13 protein-coding genes are annotated in these 16266 nt (G+C 63.9%); 6 read left to right on the forward strand and 7 right to left on the reverse strand.

The window, feature by feature from the left end; all coding sequences use genetic code 11:
* Positions 1 to 17: 17 nt before the first annotated feature.
* Genes DBIPINDM_RS13665 through DBIPINDM_RS13675 form a run of 3 tightly spaced genes read right to left on the reverse strand, consistent with a single transcriptional unit; the run spans position 18 to position 4846 of the window.
* The gene (locus tag DBIPINDM_RS13665; RefSeq protein WP_258587750.1) at positions 18 to 503 is read right to left on the reverse strand and encodes an acetone carboxylase subunit gamma; all 486 of its coding nucleotides are present in this window, start codon (positions 501 to 503) and stop codon (positions 18 to 20) included.
* A complete protein-coding gene (locus tag DBIPINDM_RS13670; protein WP_258587751.1) occupies positions 500 to 2704 on the reverse strand; it encodes a hydantoinase B/oxoprolinase family protein in 2205 nt (734 codons plus the stop codon). The genes DBIPINDM_RS13665 and DBIPINDM_RS13670 overlap by 4 nt, the downstream gene beginning before the upstream one ends.
* 12 nt (positions 2705 to 2716) lie before the next feature.
* Entirely contained in the window at positions 2717 to 4846 is a 2130-nt protein-coding gene (locus tag DBIPINDM_RS13675) for a hydantoinase/oxoprolinase family protein (RefSeq protein ID WP_258589259.1), read from the reverse strand.
* A gap of 142 nt (positions 4847 to 4988) precedes the next feature.
* Between DBIPINDM_RS13675 and DBIPINDM_RS13680 the strand changes: the two genes are divergently transcribed.
* The gene (locus tag DBIPINDM_RS13680; RefSeq protein WP_258587752.1) at positions 4989 to 5768 is read left to right on the forward strand and encodes a helix-turn-helix transcriptional regulator; all 780 of its coding nucleotides are present in this window, start codon (positions 4989 to 4991) and stop codon (positions 5766 to 5768) included.
* A gap of 48 nt (positions 5769 to 5816) precedes the next feature.
* Here the strand turns inward: DBIPINDM_RS13680 and DBIPINDM_RS13685 are convergent, their stop codons facing one another.
* Positions 5817 to 6092 (reverse strand): type II toxin-antitoxin system RelE/ParE family toxin, encoded by a 276-nt coding sequence (locus tag DBIPINDM_RS13685; protein ID WP_258587753.1) that lies wholly within the window; start codon positions 6090 to 6092, stop codon positions 5817 to 5819.
* A 20-nt stretch (positions 6093 to 6112) separates the two neighbouring features.
* On the reverse strand, positions 6113 to 6394 hold the full coding sequence (locus tag DBIPINDM_RS13690; RefSeq protein ID WP_258587754.1) for a type II toxin-antitoxin system ParD family antitoxin: 282 nt from the start codon (positions 6392 to 6394) through the stop codon (positions 6113 to 6115).
* Positions 6395 to 6729: 335 nt separating this feature from the next.
* Here DBIPINDM_RS13690 and DBIPINDM_RS13695 point away from each other — a divergent pair, with 335 nt between their 5' ends.
* From DBIPINDM_RS13695 to DBIPINDM_RS13705, 3 genes are all read left to right on the forward strand, one after another.
* Positions 6730 to 8904, forward strand: a complete 2175-nt coding sequence (locus DBIPINDM_RS13695; protein ID WP_258587755.1) for an alpha-ketoacid dehydrogenase subunit alpha/beta — start codon at positions 6730 to 6732, stop codon at positions 8902 to 8904.
* A gap of 84 nt (positions 8905 to 8988) precedes the next feature.
* Positions 8989 to 10551 (forward strand): ABC transporter substrate-binding protein, encoded by a 1563-nt coding sequence (locus DBIPINDM_RS13700; protein ID WP_258589260.1) that lies wholly within the window; start codon positions 8989 to 8991, stop codon positions 10549 to 10551.
* Between the two features lie 120 nt (positions 10552 to 10671).
* The gene (locus DBIPINDM_RS13705; RefSeq protein ID WP_258587756.1) at positions 10672 to 11901 is read left to right on the forward strand and encodes an aminotransferase class III-fold pyridoxal phosphate-dependent enzyme; all 1230 of its coding nucleotides are present in this window, start codon (positions 10672 to 10674) and stop codon (positions 11899 to 11901) included.
* Positions 11902 to 11935: 34 nt separating this feature from the next.
* On the opposite strand, the gene DBIPINDM_RS13710 is transcribed toward DBIPINDM_RS13705, so the two are convergent.
* Positions 11936 to 12673 carry a GntR family transcriptional regulator gene (locus DBIPINDM_RS13710; RefSeq protein ID WP_258587757.1) on the reverse strand — a complete coding sequence of 246 codons (738 nt, stop codon included), beginning with the start codon at positions 12671 to 12673 and terminating at the stop codon, positions 11936 to 11938.
* 131 nt (positions 12674 to 12804) lie between these two features.
* On the opposite strand from DBIPINDM_RS13710, the gene otnK reads away from it, so the two are divergent.
* Both otnK and DBIPINDM_RS13720 read left to right on the forward strand, forming a co-directional pair.
* Complete coding sequence (gene otnK, locus DBIPINDM_RS13715; RefSeq protein ID WP_258587758.1) at positions 12805 to 14181, forward strand: 3-oxo-tetronate kinase; 1377 nt, start codon at positions 12805 to 12807, stop codon at positions 14179 to 14181.
* Positions 14181 to 14813 (forward strand): class II aldolase/adducin family protein, encoded by a 633-nt coding sequence (locus DBIPINDM_RS13720; RefSeq protein WP_258587759.1) that lies wholly within the window; start codon positions 14181 to 14183, stop codon positions 14811 to 14813. Before otnK ends, DBIPINDM_RS13720 begins: the two co-directional genes overlap by 1 nt.
* A gap of 9 nt (positions 14814 to 14822) precedes the next feature.
* Here the strand turns inward: DBIPINDM_RS13720 and DBIPINDM_RS13725 are convergent, their stop codons facing one another.
* Complete coding sequence (locus tag DBIPINDM_RS13725; protein WP_258587760.1) at positions 14823 to 16259, reverse strand: NAD-dependent succinate-semialdehyde dehydrogenase; 1437 nt, start codon at positions 16257 to 16259, stop codon at positions 14823 to 14825.
* Between the last annotated feature and the right edge of the window lie 7 nt (positions 16260 to 16266).

A 16266-nucleotide genomic window follows, 5' to 3' on the forward strand; every position in this document is an offset into this window, starting at 1 on the left:
TGCGTTAAGCCAAGACTCTAGAGTGGTTTGCCCAACCATTCGCGATAGAAACCTTCGAGGTCGGGTTCGAAATCATGCACGATGGGATAGCCGGGGGCGGCCGCCTCGACCTCGTGCATGGTGCCGCATTGCGGGCAGATGAATTCGCGGATTTCCATCCACTGCGGATCGGGGATATCGCTGTTCGGATAGATCTCGCGCAACGATTCCTCGGTGTTGCGCACGATGATCGCGGCCTTGAGCTTCCAGTTCTTGCGGTAGTCGCCGAAGGAGTGGCCGCATTCGCAGCGGGTGATCCGCTCGTCGCCACTCTGGCAGATGAACAAATGATCCGAGACCGGCAGCAGGATCGGGTCCTTCCAGGCGACGCGGTCCTGGTAGACGGCGACCATCTTGAAGAAGCGGTCATCGTCCTTGTAGGCGCTCATGATGCGCCGCGTCTGCGGCCAGGGCAGCTGGCCGGCGGCCAGATCGCGGAGGACTTCCTTGCTGTACGCGGTCATGGCTTTGCTCCCGGCATGAAGATCGATCTGGCGTCGACGTTCCAGAAATCGCTGAATTCCCTGGTGAAGCGCGAGGAAAGCTTGATCGCGCTCGCGTACATTTTCTTCACTTCGGGGGCGAAGTCGGCCTTCTCAACGCGGCCACGCTCGGCAGCGATCCAGTCCGAAACGGGAATTGCCTTGGCCAGCCGCTCCTTGCGCATGGCAGCACGGCGTTCGACCGTGGCGTCGATGTCGGCAACCGGATAGCCCTCGGCGTCGTCTTTCAACACGATGCCGAAGATCTGGTCGGCCGCCTGGCGGGTGAGGAACCCGTTTTCGACATCCCAGGCCGTCTTGATCGGATCACGCTCCAGCACGTCGCCATAGCCGCCGCCGCCATTGTAGGAATGGCTGAAGATGTCGCCTTCCTTGTGCGGCGCGGTGATGTAGGGGCCCTCGACCACGACATGGTCGCCGCCGATGTTCTTCTCGTAGTCGGAGACATGCGGGTCGATGCCGGGCGCATGCGCCAGCGGTTCGCCTTTGGCCGCCAGTTCATGGATGTTGGAGTTGCGCACGGCGCGATGCTTCTGGCAGGTCGGCGCCGGATAACCGCCGCACATGCCGCCATTGTCGAACACGCGCGAGGAGTGCTCCGAGGTGTGGAGCCGCAGATGCGAGGTCTTGTTGATCAGCCAGGTCGAGACGAAGGAACAGCCGCCGCGATATTTACCGGCGCCGCCCGAATTGGGGACGATCGAGCGGCCGATATAGACCATCGGCATCGACTGTTCCCAGACCTCGATGTTGCCCATGTCGGATTCCGGGTTCCAGCCGACATAGGCGGTGTCGAGACCGTCGGCGATGGCCAGCGCGCCGGAGCCAGCGGCAGCGCATTCGAAATGCGCCATGCCGAACGGCGTGCCGTACTGGCTCTCGCCACCCATCTCGATCATCGGGCTGTTGACCTGGCCGACGAAGGCCTCCTCGACGAACCCGCGCGCCACGAAGCCGCGCGACAAAAGCCGCTGGAACACGCCGTAGGCTGGCAGCAGCAGCGCCCATGAGGTGGCGGTCGCCACCATCTCGTTGTCGGGGTTGGTCCAGGTGCCGTGCGGCAGTTTCAGTTCGGTCGCCATCCAGGCGCCGTCATTGACCAGGCCTTCGAAATTCATGTGCTGGGTCAAGGTGACGAACATGCCGCCATCCATGCCGGCCGGCGTGCAGTTCATCGAATGGTAGCCCCAGGGCTGGGTGCCCTCGAAGTCCATGGTGATCTTGCCGTCGGTGGTGATCTCCATCTCGATCGGGATGTTGTAGAGCCAGTCGGGATCGCCGAGCAGCTGGAAGCCGGGCTTGCCCGCCGTCACGTGGCCATAGAAGGTATGGCCGCGATAGATGCCTGGCACGGTGAGTTGGCGGGTGCGGGCGAGCTGGGCGCGGCGGCCCTCCTCGATGAACTCCTTCGATACCTTCATCCAGTAGTCGAGGCCGATCTCGGAGATCAGCTGCTTGACGCTTTCGCGCATGTCGATGCAGGAGGCGACCTTGGCCTTCTCGTCGAGCACCCAATAGATCGGCATGCGCAGATTGCGCTCGCAGCGGATGACGTAGTCGCGGCGGATCTCGTCATTCTCGCCGATCTTCTCGGCGCAGACGAACAGCCCTTCGGTGAAGCGCTCCTGCGCCAGGCAGACGTCGCCGCCAGGGGTGATGCCGCCGGCCTCCAGCTCGTGGCAGACAGCGCCGGCCCAGCCGACCAGCGTGCCCTCATGGAAGATCGGCACCACGTCCATGACATCGGGCACCTGCACGGTGCCGATGAAGGCATCGTTGTTAGCGAAGATATCGCCCTCGCGGATCTTCGGGTTTTCCTCGTAATTGTTCTTGATCATCCATTTGATGAAGCGGCTCATCGTGTGGACATGCACCATGATGCCGTTGGAGAGCGCGATGGCGTCACCTTCGGGGGTGTAGATGGCTACCACCATCTCGCCGACCTCGCGCACGCCCGGCGAAGCCGAGATGCGGCGGGCCATTTCGCGGGCCGAGACGCAATAGGCGCGCAGCTTGGTGTGCAGTGTCTCGAATTTCAGCGGATCCTGGTTGCGCAGGGTGAGTTCGGTGATGCCGTCATAGCAGCCGGTCTCTTCCATCAGCCGCTCGGAATCGAGCAGTCTTTCGCGAAGGCGCAGGGCCGAAGCAGGTTTGTCCAACATGGCGGTGCCCTCTCAAGCGTGGGTGTAGTGCAGCAGCGTCCATTCATCGACATGGACGCGGTCCTGCGGATGAACGACGAGCGTGGTGGCGGGATGTTCGATGATGGCTGGGCCGATGACTTCATGGCCGGGCTGCAGAAGGTCCATCTCGTAGAGATTGGCCTTGTGCCAGCGTCCGCCAATGTAAGCCTCGCGCACGCCCTTATGGGCGGCTGCCGGGTCGGACTTGCCGAGCGGCCGCTTGAGCAGCACCGGCTTGACCTTGTCGGCTGTGGCGATCAGCCCGAGTTCGGTGATGGTGAAGCCGGCTTCGCCATAGCGCGAGACGCGATGGTTGACCTTGGCATAGACCGCCTCGAATTCGTCGATGACCCTGCGCATGTCGTCAGCCGAATTGACCTCGGCAAGCGGCGCCATGACTTCGACGTCCTCGAGCTGGCCGGTGTAGCGCATCATCAGGAACGGCACCGTCTTGATCTTCTCGCGGGCGTGGCCGTCGGTGATCATCTCGTCGACCGTGGCCTTGGTCAGATCATTCCAGACATTGGTGACCTTGGCCCCGAAAGCAGCCAGCGTTGCCTCGTCGGCACGGGCGGGAATGTCGTGCTGTGTCGACACCGAATGGCGGCGCATGAAATCGGCCGTGGTGCAACCGAAGGCGGAGAAGGCGGCAGCGAACTGGAAGGTGATGATGTCCTTGAAACCGATGCCCCTTGAGCAGCCGGCGAGATGCAGCGGACCGGAGCCACCATAGGAAAGCAGGGTGAATTCCGAGGGGTGGATGCCCTGGCCGGAGATGACGCGGCGCAATGCGTTGTTGGCGTCGGCCTCCAGCATGTCGATCATGCCCTCTGCGGCCTCCTCGACCCCAACGCCAAGCACGCTGGAGCATTTTTCCTCGAACGCCTTGCGCGCCTTTTCGACCTGCAGCACGACCTTGCCGCCGAGGAAATAATACGGATTGAGGCGACCAAGAATGGCGTCGCAATCGGCGATGGTTGGTTCGGTGCCGCCCTTGGCGAAGCAGATCGGGCCGGGATCGGAGCCCGCACTTTCCGGCCCGAGCGAGACCTTCTTGGTCAGCGGATCGACCTTGAGGATCATGCCGGCGCCGGCGCCGATCGTGTCGAGATGCAGCGTCGGCACGTTGAGCTTGAAACGGTCCATCAGCGGCTCGTTCTCGATCCGGGTCTGGCCGCGCGAGATGACGCCCATGTCGAACGAGGTGCCGCCCATGTCAGAGCAAATGAGCGAATCATTGCCGATCAGCTTGCCGACATAGGCCGCCCCCAGGATGCCGCCGATCGGGCCGGAGATCATGGTTTCGTGCAGGCGCGGGTGGTTGATCGAGGTCAGGCCGCCGAAGGAAAGCAGCGTCTGCACGCCATATTTGAAGCCGTATTTTTTCGAGACGTCCTCGATGCCCTTGAGCTGCTTGCGGCCGCGCGAGGTGGCATAGGCCTCGATCAGCACCGAGTTCAGCCGCGACTGTTCGCGGATGACCGGCCGAACCTCGTGGCTGGTGTAGACGGTGATGTCGGCGCCGGCTTTGTCGATCTCCTCGCGGCAGATCTCGGCAATGCGCTTCTCGTGCACCGGATTGACGTGCGAGAAGATCGTCATGATGCAGATCCCCTCGACCTTGTCGGCGATCAGCTTTTTGGCCGCAGCAGCGACTTCGTGCTCGTAGAGCGCCAGCACGATGTCGCCGAACTGGTCGATGCGCTCGGTGACGCCATGGGTGCGGCGGCGCGGCACCAGCGGATCTGGATGGTGGTGAGTCACCGCATGCAGCCGGTCGGCATAGGAATAGTCGGCCCAGGCCTGCAGCCCACGGCCCATCAGGATCATGTCTTCCAGGCCCTTGGTGGTGATCAGGCCGAGCCGGCGGCCGGTGCGCGACAACAGCGTGTTGAGCATGCCGGTGCCGGAATAGAGCACGACGTTGACGCCGGAAAACAGCTGCTCCAGTGAGATGCCCCAGGCATCCGCCGCGTCCTCGGCAGAGGCCAGGAAGCCTTCCGCCTCGTTCTTCGGCGTCGTCGCCGACTTGCCGATCTTGAAGTGGCCGTCCTGATCGACAAGGATCGTGTCGGTCATGGTGCCGCCGGCGTCGATACCAATGACGATCGGGTTGCCGATTATCGGGGCAGAGGGATGGGGTTGGGTCACGGTCGCCTCGAGATTGGGTCTAGGATGACGCAAGGCTAGATTCGAGAGGCGGCCTTGCGCCATATGCCTAAAGACACAATGACGGTCGGACCGGGATCGCCGAGAAAAGGGCATGCGCATGGGCAACATCTGGGCGCCGCTCGCCAAGGCGATCGCCGCCACCGGCACGGACAGACATGTCGACTGCCTGATCGACCTGATCGGCGCTGATATCGACCATGACCTGGTGACGGTGACGCGCTATTCGACGACGCAGACACCGGAATTCGTCAAGCACCGGCGCTTTTCCGACGAGATGGTCCAGCGCTATCTCGCCAGCTACTACGTGTTCGACCCGTTCTATGCCTCGTGGCGGCGCGAGCGCCGATTGGGCATCATGCCGCTGAAGCGGCTTGCCGACGAGGAAGCCAAGCGCGGCCAATACATAGCCGGCTTCCTGGCGCAATCGGAGATCTGCGACGAGGTCGGCATCATGCTGGCCGATGGCGGCGACTGGTGCCTCGGCATCTTCCTTGATCGCTCGACCAGTGCGTTCAAGGACAGCGAGATCGCCCTGCTGGACGAGCGGCTGCCGGTGTTCGAGGCGCTGCATGCGCTCGACATCAAGGCGCGCGGACGCGACTTCTTCCGCACGACGGCGCCGACCGGCCCAGGCGCTTCGCCGCGGCAGGAGCCGACCATCCCGATGGGCCTGTGGCCGGAACTGTCGCTGCGCGAGCGCGAGCTAGTGCAACTGATCCTCGCCGGCCATCCGACCGCCAACATCGCCGAGCGCCTCGGCATCACCGTCGGCACGGTCAAGAACCACCGCCGGCGCATCTATGAAAAGCTCGACATCACCACCGAGAGGGAGCTGTTCCTGCAGTTTTTTCAGCACCGGGCCGATCGATAGCCTGGGTTCGGACAGTTCAAGCAATTTGCTGCTCTTTCCCGCTGCAGATTAGAGCTCATCCTCCCAATTGGCGCCGCCATAGAACACACGCAAAATCACCACTTGGTCGGGTTCCACGGTAAAGGTCACTGTCACACGGCGCTCGAAACCGATGACCCGAAGCCCCCGCCGCAGATCGTCACGGCGTGTCCCTCGCTCCGAAGCGTAGTCAAGCCCCCGGCAATGGACTTCGATCCGCTCTATATAGCGCATGGCCGTGGCGTTGCCGGCGGCCGACGCGATGGTATCGTATATCCACCGCAAGTCCGCTTGGGCTTCCGGCATCAGAACAACATGTCGGTGCTTCACTCGTCCCCCTTGAGGCGGGTAGCGTGATGCGCACGGATGCTGTCAAAACCTTGGTCGGCCGGGATGACTCGGGAAGGGTCTGCCTTCCATTTGTCATAGGTCGGCACGACTTCCTCGCGCAGCCAGCGCTCTACGGCAGCGTCGCGCTCCTGCAGGGCGCGAAGCCCTGCGCGGATCACTTCGCTGCTGGTCGCATAGGTTCCTGATTCAACGAGGCGGTCGATGAAGGCAGCCTGCTCCGTCGGCAGGCTGAAGGTGCGTTTTTCGGTGGCGGCCATGATCGCTCCTATAAGATTGGTGTGATAATATCATACCAAAGAAGGATCGCACCTGAAATCTGAGGGGATGTCGACATACTCGCCGCGGTCAAGGACATAGCGCGCTTTCGTCCGGCGTTCGGTTCAAGACCGGAATGACCGGCCGACCACCTCAAAATTCCTCTTGCGGAACCACGCCATCCCAGCTTAGTCTTGGCTTCGCGCGGAAAATGAAATTTAATTCCATTTATCTGCCGACCCCCCGTAAGCTAGTGTGTCATGCCCAGAAAAAAGACCTGACACAATCGACTGAGAAAATATTTGATATATCATCTACCAGAATGGAACTAGCCTGAATGGTCCAACAGACATCGATCCAGCCATCGGCGCCCTGGTTGCGGCTCGACGTCGACGATTCGGACTGGAACGCCGCCGAGGTGTCGAGCCTGGTGCGCTGGTATCACCAGATGCTGCTGATCCGCCGGTTCGAGGAAAAGGTGCTCGACCTCGCCAATGCCGGGCTGGTGCACGGGCCCGCACACGCAAGCATCGGCCAGGAGGCGACGGCGGTCGGCGCCATGTCGATGCTCGGCACCGGCGACCGCATCAACGGCACCCACCGCGCCCACCACCAGGTGCTGGCGAAGCTCGTCAACGCGCAGACCCCTGGAGGATTCGATCCGCTGCACGACGCTTTCAATCCGGACATGCAGGGGTCGGTGCGCGGCCTGATGGCCGAGATCATGGGTCTCAACGCGGGCTATTGCGGCGGGCGTGGCGGCTCGATGCATATGCGTGACGACGCCTCCGGCATTCCGGGCACCAGCGCCATCATCGGCGGCAACCTGCCGCATGCGGCTGGCTATGCGCTGGCCGACAAGCTGCTTGCCACCGGCAATATCTCGGTCGCCTTCTTCGGTGACGGCACGATGATGGCCGGACCGGCCTATGAAGCGATGAACATCGCTGCCCTCTACCGGCTGCCGGTGATCTTCTTCGCCGAAAATAATTTTTATGCCGTCTCTACCCATGTCAGCGAACAGACGCGCGAGACGCGGCTCGCCTCGCGCGGCCCGATGCTGGGGTTTCGCGGCATAGAATGCGACGGCATGGATGTGGTGGCGGTGCATCACGCCATGCGCGAGGCGCGCCGGGTGATTGAGGACGAGGGCGGCCCGGTGCTGATTGAAGCGCTCTGCTACCGCTTTCTGCACCAGAGCGGTGCGCGCCCAGGCAGCGAATTCGGCTACCGCACGCGGGCCGAGGAGGATGCCTGGAAGGCACGCGATCCGCTCACCACAATGGCGGCACGGCTGAAGACCATGGGCATTCTCGGTGCCGCCGACCTCGCCACGCTCGAGCAGCGGGTCATGGACGTGGTCAACACCGCCGCGGACTCGCTGACCGAAATGAGCGGCAATGCGCTGCGCATTCCCGACCATCTGTGGCCAGACGCCGGCGAAGTCGACAACCAGATCCGCGGCGACCTGTCGGAACTCATGGACGAGCGTTTCCTTGAGATCGAGGACGTGCCGCCGGCCGAGACCAGGCCTGTCAAGTTCATGGTTGCCGCATCCGAGGTGATCGCACGCGCCATGGAGCGGGACCCGCGCATTATCATCATGGGCGAAGACGTGCACCGGCTGCGCGGCGGCGTCTCCGGCGCCACCAAGGGCGCACTGGAGCGCTGGCCAGAACGCGTGCTGGCGATGCCGATCGCCGAGAACGGCTTTGTCGGCGTGGCGCTGGGCGCGGCACTGTGCGGCCTTCGGCCGATCGTCGAAATCATGTTCGGCGATTTCTGCCTGGTCGCCGCCGACCAGCTTTTCAATGCGGTGAGCAAGGTGCGCCACATGTTCGGCGGCGGCTTTCCGGTGCCGATCGTGGTGCGGGTTCGTGTCTCGCCGCACACCGGCTACGGCTCGCAGCATTCGGGCGATCCGTCAGGCCTGTTCGCGCTCTATCCCGGCTGGCGTATCGTCGCGCCGACGACGCCCTTCGACTATGTCGGCCTGATGAATTCGGCCTTGAAATGCGACGACCCGGTGGTCGTCATCGAGCATGTCGAATTGTTCCCGAACGAAGGCCCTGTTCCGACCGATGACCGCGATTATTACGTGCGGTTGGGTAAGGCGAAGATCGTCAGGCCGGGCAGCGCCTGCACGCTGCTCACCAGCGCCAGCATGGTGTCCGTCGCCACACAAGTGGTCGAGGAGACCGGCGTCGATGCCGAGATCATCGACCTGCGCAGCCTCGACCCGACCGGGCTCGACTGGCCACTGGTGGAAACCTCGATCCGCAAGACCAACCGCGTCGCCGTCGTCGAGCAGGTACAGCGCGGGTTGTCGCTTGGCGGACGGCTGACACAGGAGATTCAGGACCGCGTGTTCGACTATCTCGACCACGAGATCCTGCATGTGACGGGCAGCCTCTCGGCTCCCGTCGTATCGGCCCCGCTCAACCGGGCCGCACTGGGCGGCGCTGACAAGCTCAAGGCCGCGCTTCGATCCCTCACCAGCGTGGGCGGATAAAGCGAACGCATTGCCAAAACGATCCGACAAGAAAATGGGAGAAATGACATGAATATCCTACCAAAAACCAAGACCAGGGCCACGATGCTGGCGGCCGCGCTTATGGCCACCAGTGCCTTCTGGGCGCCAGCGACGTTTGCACAGGACAGCAAGCCGCTGGTCATCGCGCGCAACATCGACCTCAACTCGCTCGATCCGCACCGCGCCTTCTGCGACACCTGCCAGATCTACAATTCCAGCGTCTATGAATCGCTCTTGACGCTGGACAAGGACAACAAGCTGATCCCGCTCTTGGCTTCCAAGTGGGAAGGCAATGCGGATCAGACTAGCTTCACCTTCACGCTCGACCCGGCCGCCAAATTCTCCGACGGCTCGCCGGTCGAGGCCAAGGACGTGAAATGGTCGTGGGAGCGGCTGAAGAACCTCAAGGGCAGTGCTTCGTTCCTGATGGACAATGTCGCCTCAATCGAGACCCCGGACGCGCATACGGTCGTGGTCAAGATGGTGGCGCCGAGTTCGGAATTCCTCAACATCGCGGCAGCGCCCTATACGGCCGTCGTCAACAGCAAGGTCGCTTCCGAAGCCGGCGCCAAGGCCGGTGCGGATGCCTCGACGACGGACAATGCCGAGGCCTGGTTCCTGGCGCATTCGGCCGGCAGCGCGCCGTTCGTGCTGAAATCCTATGAGCCGAATTCGGAAGTGCGCCTGGTGCGCAACGACAAGTACTGGCGCACCGCGCCGGCGCTGAGCGAAGTCGTCATCCGCCAGACCAAGGACGCGGTGGCGCAGGCACAGATGCTGCAGAGCGGCACCGCCGACATCGCCATGCAGATCGACCCGGATACCGCCAAGACGATGACGGGCAGCGACGTCAAGATCGAGACGGTGCCGTCCTACAACTTCATCTATGTCGCGCTGTCGCCCGGCGCCAAGGCCAACAAGGTGCCGCTGACGCCTGAGGTGCGCGAGGCGATCTCGCTTGCGCTTGACCGTCCGAGCATCCTCGACTTCACCATCGGCTCCGAGGGCCAGCTGATCAGCGCGCCGATCCCGCTCGGTTTCCCCGGCGGTTCGGGTTTCGAGGCACAGCCCTATGACCTCGCCAAGGCAAAGGAATCGCTTGCCAAGGCCGGCCATGCCGACGGCTTCGAGATGGAAGCGGCCTTTCCGGGCATGAACGTCTATGGCGTCGATCTCTCGCTGTTGATGCAGAAGGTCCAGCAGGATCTGGCCAAGGTCAACATCAAGCTCGACCTGCAGCCGATCCCCTTCGCCAACTGGCGCGAGCGCATCAATGGCGACGGCATCCCGATGACGGCGGTGTTCTACGCGCCGGACTATTACGGCACCTCGCAGTACATCGAGTATTTCGCCATGACCAAGGGCAGCCCGTGGTCGCGCCGCGCAGGCGCGGAACGCGAGCCGTCGGTGCTCAACCCGAAGGAGTCCGAGATCTACAAGGCGGCCCTTGCAGCGAGCGGTGACGAGGCCGCCAAGCTCTGGCACCAGGCTGGCGAGGAAATGATCAAGGACAGGATCATCCTGCCGCTGGTCAGCCCGAACCTGATCCTGGCCTACAAGTCCGACGTAAAAGGCGTGCGCTACAGCGCCTGCTGCAACCTGCCGCTGGCCGAACTCAGCCACTAGGCGAACAGATTGCGGGAGGCGGCCAACCGCCTCCCGTTTTCCCACTTTGGAAGACTGGAAAATCCTGTTCTTCCAGCATTCAAAATAATATATGATATATCAATGAGCGGAGACGTCGTCATGCCTGCCCTGATCAACTCCAAGGACCAATTGCTGCGCGAACGCGCGGCCTCGGTCATTCCGGGCAGCATGTGGGGCCATATGGCTACCCGCTATCTCGGCTCCGCCTATCCGCAGTTCTTCGAACGCGCCGATGGCTGCCGGGTCTGGGATGTCGACGGCCGCGAATACATCGACCTGATGTGCAGTTGGGGCCCGAATATCCTTGGCCATCACCATCAGGCGGTCGAGGAAGCGGCGGCGCGGCAGCGCAGCCTCGGTGATGCGATGAACGGTCCCGGTGAGGTGCTGGTCGAACTGGCCGAGCTGCTGGTCAAGACCGTCGCCCATGCCGACTGGGCGATGCTGCAGAAGAACGGCACCGACGCCACCACGGCCTGCGTGACCATCGCGCGCGCCGGCACTGGCCGGCGCAAGGTGCTGGTGGCGCGCGGCTCCTATCATGGCGCGGTGCCGTGGTGCACACCCTCGCTCGCCGGCGTCACCGCCGAGGACCGCGCCCATTTGATCCATTTCGACTACAATGACGTTGCCAGCCTGGAGGCAGCGGTCGAGCAGGCGGGCAATGATCTCGCCGCTGTCGTCGTCACCGCCTTCCGCCACGACATTGCCCGCGACCAGGAACTGCCGATCGCCGCCTTCGCCAGGCGCGCGCGGGAACTCGCCACTGCTGCTGACGCAGCACTGATCGTCGACGATGTGCGGGCCGGTTTCCGCATCGATCTCGCCGGCAGCTGGGAGCCGCTCGGCGTACGGCCCGACCTTTCCGCCTTCTCGAAAGCGATCGCCAATGGCTATCCCCTTGCCGCCATCACCGGCACCGACCGTTTTCGCGAAGCGGCGACCAAGGTCTATGTGACGGGATCATTCTGGTATGGCGCCGTTGCCATGGCCGCCGCGATCGCCACCATCAAGACGCTGCGCGACACCAATGCGATCGCCAGCATGAATGCGGCTGGCGAGAGATTGCGCTCGGGGCTCGATGCGGCGGCGAAGAAGCATGGCCTTTCGCTTCGCCAGACCGGACCGGTGTCGATGCCGATGGTGCTGTTCGACGGCGATGGCGAGTTCAAAAAGGCCGATGCCTTCTGCTCGGCCGCCTTGCGCGAGGGCGCCTATTTCCATCCCCGGCACAACATGTTCCTGAGCGCCGCGCACACCGCGAAGGACGTGGATTTGGCGCTGCAGGCCGCCGATGCCGGCATGGCCGCGGCGGCGCAGGTGGCGTGAGCCAACGCCTGTGCGTTTGGAGAGAAAAGATCGCTTAGCTGGCCGCCGACACCAGGCGGCCGTTCTGTGCCGCGCGGCGCAGTTCCTCAGGGGTGACCGAGCCGTCGTTCAGCCTTTCCAAAACCTTGACCAGCAAACGTCCGCCTTCGATCATGTCCTGCTGGATGCCCTTGCGCACGCCGTTCTCGTCGCGGGCGCGCAGCGCGTCGAGAATGTCGAGATGACGGTGGCGTCCGTCATAGGTCGGCCTGGCGTTCGGGTACTGGTAGTTGACCAGCGGGCCATTGCGCAGCCAGATGCCCTCGATGATGGCAAGCAACTCCGGCATGCCAGCCGCCTGGTAGATCGAGTGGTGGAATTCCCAATTGTCGCGGACGGCTTCGAACCAGCGGCCATTGTCCTCGTCGGCGATCAGCCTCTCATGCACCGCCGCAAGACGGTCGATCTCGCGCGGCTCGATGCGCGTCGTCGCCGCAGCACCCGCCATGCCTTCGAGATGCAGGCGAATGCTGCGCAGCTCCAGATACTGGGCGAGCGACAGCTGGGCGACGGTGATCGAACGCCCCGCCTCCATCTCCAGGCCCTTTTCACGGACCAACTGCATCAGCGCCTCACGCACCGGCGTTTCGGACACCTGAAGGCTGGCGGCAAGATCGCGGATCTTGAAGCGATGGCCCGGCCAGAAGCGGCCTTCCATCATGGCGCGGCGCAGCTCTTCGTAGACGCGGGTCGTCAGATTGTCGCGCGCGATCGGCGCGATGGAAGCAGTCACATCCAGTCTCCGTCCTTGCGGTGGCGCAGGCGTCGCTTGCGTCGAGCGGGCTGTGTATATGATATCACGACCTGCCTGGCCATCGACATCAAACAAGCCATCGACAGCAAAAAGGCAGGGAAACGAGCCGCATGACCGCGTCGAAGCCCTCCCTTCTATTCGGCGCCATTGCCGATGATCTGACCGGCGGCACCGAACTGGCATCAATGCTGGTGGCGCGCGGCATTGCCACGGGATGCACGGTCGGGCTGGAGGCACCGGTCGCGTCTGGCAATCTCGCCCATGTGATCCTGCTGAAGACCCGCGTCATCGCGGCCGGCGATGCGGTGCGCCAGGTGCTCGCGGCCGCTGATCGGCTGGTCGAGGCGGGCGCGCGGCAGATCTTCTTCAAATACTGCGCCACCTTCGATTCGACGCCTGCCGGCAATATCGGCCCCTGCGCGGAAGCGCTGCTCGAGCGGCTTGGCGGCGGCGTGACGCTGCTCACGCCGGCGCTGTGCGAGACCGGCCGCACTGTCTATCAGGGGCATATGTTCGGGGGTGCGCAACTGCTGGCCGAATCGCCCAAGCGTTTCGATCCGCTGACGCCGATGACCGATTCCAATCTGGTCCGCGTGCTGCAGGCGCAAAGCAAGGGCAAGGCAGGCCTGGTGCCGTACCTCACCGTCGATGCCGGCGCCGAGGCCATCCGCGCCGCCGTGCGGGAAAAGAGCGCACGCGGTGAGACGTTGCTGGTCACCGACACGCTCCGCGAGCGCGATCTGGCAGTGATCGCGGAAGCGGCCTTCGACCTGCCACTGATGACCGGCAATTCCTCTGTTGTGGCGCACCTGCCGCCGGCCTGGCTGGCGCATGGGCTCGTGACGTCAACCGATCTCCTTGCCGCCAGCCTGCCGGCTGTGGACGGCCCGGCCGCGGTGCTGGCCGGCAGCGTCGCCGACCGTACCATCGAACAGCTCGACCGCTTCGCGCATAAAAATCCGTTGCTGACCATCGACCTTGCTGGCGCCTTCGCCGGCAAGGATGTCATCGCCGAAGCGCACGCCTTTGCCGAGCGCCATTTGCCCGACGCAATGATCGCCATAGCGACGACTGCACCGCAGGCCACGGTCGAGGCGCTGCAGCAGGCGCATGGCCGTGACGCCGTAGCGGCACGGGCGGAAGAGATACTGGCCAGGATTGCGCAAATCCTGGTGCGCGATCTCGGCGTGCGGCGGCTGGTCGTCGCCGGCGGCGAGACCGCCGGCTCGGTGGTCAAGGCGCTCGGCATCACCCGGATCGCCATGGGCGCCTATGAGGGTCCTGGTCTGTCGCGCGCCATCGCCCACCTGCCCGGCCTGCCCTCCGATCCATTGGCGCTGATGCTGAAATCCGGAAAGCTCGGCGGCCCCGACATCTTCGCCGATGTTCTGCAAGACATGACGCGGGCAACCACCATCGCCCCGGCAATCGACACATGGCCGCCGACAAAGTCGATCATGGGGCCAACTACAGGGAAAGCATCGTAATGGATACCGCACGCGCCAGTCTGATCGCCGCGACCGAGACGCTGGACGCCAGCGGCATGAATGTCGGCACGACAGGCAACATCAGCGTGCGGACGGCAACCGGCATGCTGATCACGCCGACGGGAATAGCCACGAGCGCGCTGCGGCCGGAGCAGATGGTGGCGATGCAGCTCGACGGGTCCTGGGACGGTGCATTCAAGCCGTCGAGCGAATGGGAAATGCATGCCGAGATCTACAAGGCATTCCCGGGAGCCGGCGCCGTGGTGCATGCCCATCCCGACCATTGCGTGGCGCTGTCGTGCCTGCGCGAAGGACTGCCGCTGTTTCACTACATGGTCGCCGGCTTCGGCGGCGACGATGTGCGCTGCTCGGACTATGCGCTGTTTGCCTCAAGCGAGCTGGCCAAGGTGGCTGTTGTGGCGCTCAAGGACCGCACAGCCTGCCTGCTCGCCAATCACGGCATGATCGCCTTTGGCGGCGATCTCGACACGGCGCTCCTCCGCACCATCAAGCTCGAAACCCTGGCGCGGCAATATCTGCTGGCGCGCAGCGCCGGCACGCCGGTGCTGATCGGCGAGACCGAACTCGCCGCCATTCGCGGGCGCTACAAGACTTACGGCCAGCAGAAGTAACTGGACCGGTCAGTCGACCTGCAGGTGCGAGACGAACTTCGAGTTGAGATAGCTTTCCAGCGCGTCGGCGCCGCCCTCGGTGCCGTTGCCGGAATCGTTGATACCGCCAAACGGCACCTCCGGCAGCGCCAGGCCGTAGTGGTTGATCGACACCATGCCGCTGGCGATGCCGGACGACATTTTTGCAGCACTTGCCGCCGAGCGGGTGAAGCCATAGGCGGCGAGGCCGTAATTCAGGCGGTTGGCTTCGGCGAGCGCCTCGTCCAGCCCGTCCACCGGGGTCATCAGCGCCAGCGGGCCAAACGGCTCCTCGTTCATGGCGCGGGCATCGGTGCCGACGTTCGACAGGATGGTTGGTTCGAAGAAATAGCCTGAATTGCCGATGCGCTTGCCGCCGGTGATGAGCTCGGCGCCTTTCTGCACGGCGTCGTGGACCAGCTCCTCCATCGCCTGCACGCGGCGCGGATTGGCGAGCGGCCCCATGGTCGTGCCTTCGGCAAGGCCATCGCCGATCTTGATCCGGCTTGTTGCCTCGGCGAAGCGGCCGACGAAATCGTCATAGACGGCATGGTCGACAAGGAACCGCGTCGGCGCCACGCAGATCTGGCCGGCATTGCGGAATTTCGACGCGACCATCGAGCGCGCGGCACGGTCGAGATCGGCATCGGGCAGGACAATGACCGGCGCATGGCCGCCGAGCTCCATAGTCGCCCGCTTCATGTGCAGGCCGGCAAGGGACGCCAGTTGCTTGCCGACTGGCGTCGAGCCGGTGAAAGAAATCTTGCGGATCACCGGATGCGGAATGAGATAGGCCGAGATTTCCCACGGCGTGCCGTAGACCAGATTCAAGACGCCGTCGGGCAGGCCGGCATCGACAAAGGCGCGCACCAGTTCGGCGGGTGAAGCCGGCGTTTCCTCCGGCCTCTTGATGATGATCGAGCAGCCGGCGGCGAGCGCCGCCGACAGTTTGCGCACCGCCTGATTGAGCGGGAAATTCCACGGCGTGAAGGCGGCCACCGGGCCAACGGGTTCCTTGACCACCGACTGGCTGACGCCATCGAGGCGTGCCGGCACGATGCGGCCATAGCTGCGCCGGGCCTCCTCGGCGAACCAGTCGATGATGTCGACGGCTGCGAAGGCCTCCATGCGCGATTCGGCGATCGGCTTTCCCTGCTCCAGCGTCATCAGTGTCGCGATGTGCTCGTTGCGCTCGCGCAGGATGTTGGCGGCCTTGCGCATCAGCTTCGAGCGGTCGAAGGGCGAGACGCGCCGCCAGGTTTCGAAGCCTTTCGCGGCGGCGGCGAGCGCCTCATTGAGATCGTCGATGCCGGCATGGGCGAGCGCGCCAAGGACGGCCTCCGTGGCCGGATTGACAATGGGCATCGTGCGTCCGCCCCGCGCCGGGCGCCACGAGCCGTCGATGTGCAGGTGGACGTCGGGATACATGTCAGGC

The sequence above is a fragment of the Mesorhizobium sp. AR02 genome, from assembly GCF_024746835.1.
Taxonomy (GTDB): domain Bacteria; phylum Pseudomonadota; class Alphaproteobacteria; order Rhizobiales; family Rhizobiaceae; genus Mesorhizobium.

Coding starts and splice junctions, on each gene's coding strand:
- DBIPINDM_RS13705 (WP_258587756.1), top strand. CDS start 10,672: ATGCCTGCCCTGATCAACTCCAAGGACCAATTGCTGCGCGAACGCGCG.
- DBIPINDM_RS13720 (WP_258587759.1), top strand. CDS start 14,181: ATGGATACCGCACGCGCCAGTCTGATCGCCGCGACCGAGACGCTGGAC.
- DBIPINDM_RS13690 (WP_258587754.1), bottom strand. CDS start 6,394: ATGGCCGCCACCGAAAAACGCACCTTCAGCCTGCCGACGGAGCAGGCT.
- DBIPINDM_RS13700 (WP_258589260.1), top strand. CDS start 8,989: ATGCTGGCGGCCGCGCTTATGGCCACCAGTGCCTTCTGGGCGCCAGCG.
- DBIPINDM_RS13725 (WP_258587760.1), bottom strand. CDS start 16,259: ATGTATCCCGACGTCCACCTGCACATCGACGGCTCGTGGCGCCCGGCG.
- DBIPINDM_RS13670 (WP_258587751.1), bottom strand. CDS start 2,704: ATGTTGGACAAACCTGCTTCGGCCCTGCGCCTTCGCGAAAGACTGCTC.
- DBIPINDM_RS13665 (WP_258587750.1), bottom strand. CDS start 503: ATGACCGCGTACAGCAAGGAAGTCCTCCGCGATCTGGCCGCCGGCCAG.
- DBIPINDM_RS13695 (WP_258587755.1), top strand. CDS start 6,730: ATGGTCCAACAGACATCGATCCAGCCATCGGCGCCCTGGTTGCGGCTC.
- DBIPINDM_RS13680 (WP_258587752.1), top strand. CDS start 4,989: ATGCGCATGGGCAACATCTGGGCGCCGCTCGCCAAGGCGATCGCCGCC.
- DBIPINDM_RS13685 (WP_258587753.1), bottom strand. CDS start 6,092: ATGCCGGAAGCCCAAGCGGACTTGCGGTGGATATACGATACCATCGCG.
- otnK (WP_258587758.1), top strand. CDS start 12,805: ATGACCGCGTCGAAGCCCTCCCTTCTATTCGGCGCCATTGCCGATGAT.